A 4,763-nucleotide genomic window follows, 5' to 3' on the forward strand; every position below is an offset into this window, starting at 1 on the left:
CTGGGTGCTGGGTGCTGGGTGCTGGGTGCTGGGTGCTGGGTGCTGGGTGCTGGGTGCCAGCGGGTGCTGGGTGCCCGCAGGCCACTGCGTGGGCGGTCGGCGGTTCTCGGCGGCTCACCAGGCGGCGGGCATCTCCAGGGCGACGTCGGGGTCGGTGGCCAGCCGGGCGTGGGTCTCGACGTCGAACCGCTCCTGGCCGTAGCGGAGCTTGGCGCGCTCGATGCCCTCGGTCGAGAACCCGGCCGCCAGCGCGACCCGGCAGGACGCGGGGTTGTTGACCCGGTGCCCGAGCTCGAGCCGGAACAGACCGAGCTCGGCGAACGCCCACCGTGCGGCCGTCGCGACCGCGCGGCCCGCGAGTCCCTGACCGCGGGCGCTGGACGCGAGCCAGTACGAGACCCATGCGGTGTCGTGCGTGTGCTCGATGCCGCTCAGTCCGACGTTGCCGACCGCGTGCCCGTCGAGCGTGATCGCGAGCGCGAGGCTGGTGGGTCGGCGTTCGTCCAGCGCGGCGAGGTAGCGCCGGCACGCGTCGGTGGTCGAGAGGTCGGCGCCGCCGACCTGGACGGCCAGGTCCGGGGTCGTCGCGGCGGCCGCGGCGAGATCGGCGGCGTCGTCGGGTCGCCAAGGGCGCAGCAGCAGTTCCACCGGTCGATGCTCGCACGGGGCGGGTGCGGCGGATCAGCTGGTTCGGGCTCGCAGGCTTCGCGTCAGGGTCGGGATCATCACGGACGCGGCGATCAGGTGCAGTGCGATGAGCGCGGCGATGGTCCCGCCAGCAGCCCCGGAGATCACCGGTGGGATCAGCGACAGCGCCGTGAGGACCAGCGTCGTGCGCACGAACCACTCGGCCGGGCGTGCGCTCCAACGGAGCAGGGCGACGGCGATGGCGACCCCGACGAGCGAGAAGAGCCCGGTCACCACGGCGAACCCGGGTAGGGGGATCGTCTCGCCACCTGCAGGGATCTCGAAGTCGACCCCGATGGTGGCGGCGAGCGCGGCTGCGAGCGTGGTCGCGGCCATGGCCGCGAGCGTCGCGAGGAGACCCCTGCCTGCGAGCCGCAGCGTCGGTCGCGGCCGACTCGTGCGAGTCAGGTCCGCAGTGGTGCCGAGCGTGGGTCCATCGGTGCTGTTCATGACGTACTTCCGTCGTCGTCGTGAGGTCTGAGGTGGCGCGCCGATGCCTCGACGGCGCCGCCCGCGGTACGGGCGTGCGTGCACGGCGGTGCTGGCGCGCCGCCCTTGTGGGCACGACCGGCACGCGGCGGCGAGGCCGTCGGCGCCGCGCCGAGTGAGTGGTGTCAGGTGCGACCGGGTCGATCGAGGAGCTCTCGTCGGGCGGTCACGCAGGCACGGACAGGTCCCGCAGCCAGGCCTGCCAGGCCGGCCCTTCGCGCCGCACGTACTCGTCGGCGTCGCCGGAGAACAGGTAGGCGCGTACGCCCGCGTTCGCGGTGCCGTCGGCCGCGCCGTGCGCGTACAGGTTGAGGATCCCGCTCACGGGTCCTGTGAGGCGGACGAGCGCACGCCGCTCGCCGACGTGCTCGACGATGCCGCTCGCGCCCCGGACGTCGACCGTCGCGCCCTCGCCGCCCAGAGCGAGCGAGCCGTGCACGGCGGCCCAGGCGGCGTCCGCATCGCCGACGTGGGGCGCGTCAGCCTCGAGCAGCGTGGCCTCCTGGCCGGCGAAGTGCGCCAGGTAGACGCGCAGGTTCTCGAAGTACGGGGTCCAGCCGGGTCCCATGCCGTCCCACCACTGCGACTCCCAGTCGGCCCCGCTGCCGAAGCCGCTGCTGGTGACGCGCACGACGCACGTCCCACCCGAGTGAGCCTCGACCAGGAACTCCGAGGTGAGCGGGCTGAGTGCGTCGGGCTCCTTGCCCATGAGGGCCGCCCAGTCCTCCTCGAAGGCGATACGCCTCGGCGGGTCCCACCCGGTGACGTGGCCCTCGGACCCCATCCCGGGCTCGATGACGAAGTGCAGGTCACCGCCCTCGCGCTCGTCCATCTCGGTCGGCAGGTACCAGGCACTCAGGCCCTTCGCGGTCGCGACGGCGTGCCAGACCTGCTCCGGGGTGCCGGGCACCTCGACGCTGAACTCCAGGCGGTACGGGACATCCAGGGTCGTGCTCATGAGTCCTCCTCGGGTACGGGGTGGGCGGCGACGACGAGCCGGTGCAGGTGCCCGTCGTCGTGGTGGTAGCGCGCCGCGAGGTCGATCACCGCGGCGGTCAGGTCCTCGGCGAAGGCCGCCCGGTCGGCGGCCGACCGGAATCCGATCTGCGTGTCGATGGTCATCGTCGGGAGCGACGTGCCGGTCGAGCCGGCCCGGCGTGCCAGGACCCCCACCTCGCGGACGATCCGGCCCGCCAGCGCGACGAGGTAGCCCGCGGACAGGTGGTCGGCGCGGGCGTCGGGGTCGGCGGCCGTCCGGCTGACCGCCGCTGGCGAGACCACGTAGGACGCGGCCGACGCCTGCAGCACCCGCTCGGTGATCCCACCGTGACGGCGCTCCTCGGCCAGCTCGACGAGGCCGTGGGCCTCGAGCGTCCTGAGGTGGTAGTTGACCTTCTGGCGCGCGATCCCGACCCGGGCGGCGAGTCCGGCGGCCGACGCGGGCACGGCGAGCTCGCCCAGCAGCCGTGCCCGGACGGGGTCCAGGGCGACGGCTGCGGCGTCCGCACTTTCGATGACTTCGATGTCCTGCATGTCTCCACCGTGCATCCGACAAGAAAAGTTGTCAAGGGTCGCCACGACGACGCGGCCGAGTGCGCCTAGGCTCGCGGGGTGACCTTTCCTGTGCGCATCGGAGTCCAGATCCAGCCCCAGCACGCCGACTACGGCCAGATCCGGGACGCGGTCCGCCGCGCCGAGGACGCGGGCGTCGACGTCATCTTCAACTGGGACCACTTCTCCCCGCTCAGCGGCGATCCCGACGGCAAGCACTTCGAGTGCTGGACGATGCTGGGCGCCTGGGCGGAGCAGACGGACCGCGTCGAGATCGGCGCCCTCGTCACCTGCAACTCGTACCGCAACCCCGAGCTGCTCGCGGACATGGCCCGCACGGTCGACCACATCAGCGGCGGCCGCCTGATCCTGGGCATCGGCGCGGGCTGGTTCGAGAAGGACTACGACCAGTTCGGCTACGAGTTCGGCACGGCCGGCTCGCGCATCGCCGACCTGGCCGACGCGCTGCCCCGCATCAAGGCGCGCTGGGCGGCGTCCAACCCGGTGCCGACCCGGGACATCCCGGTCCTCATCGGCGGTGGCGGCGAGCGCAAGACGCTGCGCGTCGTGGCCGAGCACGCCGACCAGTGGCACTCGTTCGGCGATGTCGAGACCCTGACCCGCAAGAGCGCGATCCTCGACGAGCACGGCGCGGCGGTCGGCCGCGACACCGCGTCCCTCGTCGAGCGCTCGGTCGGCGTCGGCAGCGCGCCCGAGGAGGTTGCCGACGCGCTCGTCGCTGCCGGTGCGACGCTCTTCACGATCGGCACCTCGGGGCCCGACTACGACCTCGAGCTCGTCAAGAAGTGGGTCGCTTGGCGCGACGCGCAGGGCTGATCAGGCGCGGCGCGGCCCGGGCCGTACGAGTGGCCCGCGTCGCGCCAGATCACCACGACCGGCCGGCGGCCAGGTAGCTCGTCAACCCGCGCTCCCCGGACCGCATGACCGCCGCGTGCGACGCCGCGAACGGCCGCGCCAGCACCGGGCCGAGCGCGTTCATCCACCGCCGGGTCGTCCGCACGTCCCAGGCGACCGTCACGCGCACCAGCGGCGACGGCCCCGCGACCGGTTCGAGCGCCACGTCGGCAGTCCCGACGCGGTCGCCCGTCGTGCGCAGCACCACGGGGGACGGTGCCTGCGCGGCCTCCACCACCAGGTGCAGCCGCAGCGCGTACCCGACCCGGGTGCGGAACACGACGTCGGCGCTGCTCACGACGAGCGCGTCGACGGGGTCCACGCCATCGGCCCGCACGCCGGGCCACCACAGCGGCCAGCTCATCGACGGGTCGGCCAGCACCTGCCAGCACCGGTCGACGGGCGCGCCGAGCAGCCACGTCGAGCCGAGTCGGTAGGGGCGCCGGCGGACCGGGCGAGTCAAGGGAGCCCGCGGACTTAGGGTGGGAACGTATGAGCAGCCCGACCAGCCCCGAGCCGACGCGCACGCGTCGGCGCTGGTGGCCTCGGGTCCTTCTGGGCACCGCGGCGGTCGTCGCGAGCCTGGTGCTCGGCGTGACGACGGCGTCGGTCGAGGGCAGCTTCGGCCCCCACGAGGCCCGGTACGACGTCACGACCGACGAGACGATCACGGTCGACCTCGGCCCGCTCGGCACGCTGCAGATCGACTCGCCGCTGCCGCTCGCGCTCGGCGCGCACATCACCGTGCAGGAGATCCCTTCCTCGTTCGTCCAGCTCGACCAGGCGACGACCCTCCAGGCGCTGACGGGCGACCTCAACAGCTACGCGCAGTTCTTCTCGGCGCCCGAGGCGACCGTCCGCGACGTCGCGCGAGCCCTCGTGATCGACGCGATCGTCCGCACCTTCGTCGCGCTCCTGGTGCTCATCGCGGGCGGGTTCACCGTCGCCGCCCTCGTCGGCGTCGCCCGTCGCGACGAGCTGGCCGAGCGCGTCCGGCCCCACGAGCGGCACCTCGTGGTCGGGGGAGCGATCGCGGTGGTCGTCGTGCTCGCCGCCTCGTCGGGCATAGAGAGCGCGCGCCGGGACGACGACGCACCGGCCGAGGCCGTCTTCGCGGGCAC

6 protein-coding genes and 1 pseudogene are annotated in these 4,763 nt (G+C 73.5%); 2 read left to right on the forward strand and 5 right to left on the reverse strand.

Annotated features, from left to right (window positions below):
- Positions 1 to 114: 114 nt before the first annotated feature.
- The 4 genes from D1825_RS01080 to D1825_RS01095 all read right to left on the reverse strand — a co-directional run bounded on the left by D1825_RS01080 (position 115) and on the right by D1825_RS01095 (position 2,709).
- Positions 115 to 648: a GNAT family N-acetyltransferase gene (locus D1825_RS01080; RefSeq protein WP_118765673.1), complete on the reverse strand. Its 534-nt coding sequence runs from the start codon at positions 646 to 648 to the stop codon at positions 115 to 117.
- Between the two features lie 33 nt (positions 649 to 681).
- Positions 682 to 1,137, reverse strand: a complete 456-nt coding sequence (locus tag D1825_RS01085; protein ID WP_267897552.1) for a DUF6069 family protein — start codon at positions 1,135 to 1,137, stop codon at positions 682 to 684.
- Positions 1,138 to 1,342: 205 nt separating this feature from the next.
- The gene (locus tag D1825_RS01090) at positions 1,343 to 2,134 is read right to left on the reverse strand and encodes an SRPBCC family protein (protein ID WP_118765674.1); all 792 of its coding nucleotides are present in this window, start codon (positions 2,132 to 2,134) and stop codon (positions 1,343 to 1,345) included.
- Positions 2,131 to 2,709: an ArsR/SmtB family transcription factor gene (locus D1825_RS01095; RefSeq protein ID WP_118765675.1), complete on the reverse strand. Its 579-nt coding sequence runs from the start codon at positions 2,707 to 2,709 to the stop codon at positions 2,131 to 2,133. The genes D1825_RS01090 and D1825_RS01095 overlap by 4 nt, the downstream gene beginning before the upstream one ends.
- A gap of 78 nt (positions 2,710 to 2,787) precedes the next feature.
- On the opposite strand from D1825_RS01095, the gene D1825_RS01100 reads away from it, so the two are divergent.
- Positions 2,788 to 3,564: an LLM class F420-dependent oxidoreductase gene (locus D1825_RS01100; protein ID WP_118765676.1), complete on the forward strand. Its 777-nt coding sequence runs from the start codon at positions 2,788 to 2,790 to the stop codon at positions 3,562 to 3,564.
- A 49-nt stretch (positions 3,565 to 3,613) separates the two neighbouring features.
- On the opposite strand, the gene D1825_RS01105 is transcribed toward D1825_RS01100, so the two are convergent.
- Positions 3,614 to 4,105, reverse strand: a complete 492-nt coding sequence (locus tag D1825_RS01105) for an SRPBCC family protein (RefSeq protein ID WP_118765677.1) — start codon at positions 4,103 to 4,105, stop codon at positions 3,614 to 3,616.
- Between the two features lie 29 nt (positions 4,106 to 4,134).
- Here D1825_RS01105 and D1825_RS01110 point away from each other — a divergent pair.
- Positions 4,135 to 4,763 (forward strand): annotated as a pseudogene (locus D1825_RS01110) (metallophosphoesterase); the annotation flags it as partial.

This window comes from Cellulomonas rhizosphaerae (genome assembly GCF_003470205.1).
Taxonomy (GTDB): domain Bacteria; phylum Actinomycetota; class Actinomycetes; order Actinomycetales; family Cellulomonadaceae; genus Cellulomonas; species Cellulomonas rhizosphaerae.

What these genes read in the sequence shown, in the direction of transcription:
- D1825_RS01085 (WP_267897552.1), bottom strand. Translation starts at nt 1,137, where the DNA reads ATGAACAGCACCGATGGACCCACGCTCGGCACCACTGCGGACCTGACT.
- D1825_RS01095 (WP_118765675.1), bottom strand. Translation starts at nt 2,709, where the DNA reads ATGCAGGACATCGAAGTCATCGAAAGTGCGGACGCCGCAGCCGTCGCC.
- D1825_RS01090 (WP_118765674.1), bottom strand. Translation starts at nt 2,134, where the DNA reads ATGAGCACGACCCTGGATGTCCCGTACCGCCTGGAGTTCAGCGTCGAG.